The 926-nt window shown below is 57.0% G+C and carries 1 protein-coding gene; it reads left to right on the top strand.

What is annotated here, in order from left to right:
* Positions 1 to 308: 308 nt before the first annotated feature.
* On the top strand, positions 309 to 725 hold the full coding sequence (dksA, locus tag LC092_RS21075; protein ID WP_224809702.1) for an RNA polymerase-binding protein DksA: 417 nt from the start codon (positions 309 to 311) through the stop codon (positions 723 to 725).
* The last annotated feature ends 201 nt before the right edge of the window (positions 726 to 926 follow it).

Here is a 926-nt window from a genome sequence, read left to right as displayed (position 1 = left end):
CCCGAAACGCGGACCTCCCCAGATGGCTTGACTGGTTCAACCGGGCAAGACAACACTCCGCTCTCAACGGCCTGCCGCCCCTCCAAAGGGTGAATGACCTTCTGAGAAACCACACCTAGGTAATTCCCGCAGGGGCAGGATCAACGCAGCGGCGCAGCGCCCGAAAATGCGCGCATCTGCGTCATTTTTCCGATCAACTAGCTGAAATATATAACAAAAAAATGATACTATTTTCCGCATGCACGGCGTTGTCGTTTCGGCTTCGGACCGCTATATTCCGCGCGGCCTAACGGGAGCCGGAGTAGATCATGACGGTTGAGCTGGATGCCGAGTATCGTCCAAGCGAGGACGAGCTCTTCATGAATGAGCGTCAGCGCGAGTATTTCCGGAACAAGCTTTTGCGGTGGAAGGAGGACCTTCTGAAGGAGAGCCGCGAGACGCTGGCAAACCTGCAGGAGGAAAGCCAGAATCACGCTGACATTGCGGATCGGGCGTCGTCGGAGACGGATCGGTCCATCGAACTCAGGGCGCGCGATCGACAGAGGAAACTGATCGCGAAGATCGATGCGGCATTGGACCGGATCGCAGACGGGTCGTACGGATACTGCATCGAAACGGGGGAACCGATCTCCCTGAAGCGTCTCGAGGCGCGTCCGATTGCAACACTTTCGCTGGAAGCGCAGGAAGCCCATGAGCGTCGCGAGAAAGTCTATCGCGACGATTGAGGTGTCCCGCAGCGGCGCCGGACCGTCCCATTCGGACCGGATCGCATGAAACCATACTTCAAAGGCCCGGATCTCCGGGCCTTCAGACTGCTGACAAACCCGTCGATTTCGGCGGGTTTGTTTTTTTCAGTTTTGGTTCTGAGGTTTTGAGCGGTTTTTGTTCAGGGTTAGGTTGGTCCAGCCACCTCAGGCTGGGGCTTG

It is taken from the genome of Stappia stellulata (genome assembly GCF_020176715.1).
Taxonomy (GTDB): Bacteria; Pseudomonadota; Alphaproteobacteria; order Rhizobiales; family Stappiaceae; genus Stappia.
This window is presented reverse-complemented; position numbering and strand designations above follow the sequence as displayed.

What these genes read in the sequence shown, in the direction of transcription:
- dksA (WP_224809702.1), top strand. Translation starts at nt 309, where the DNA reads ATGACGGTTGAGCTGGATGCCGAGTATCGTCCAAGCGAGGACGAGCTC.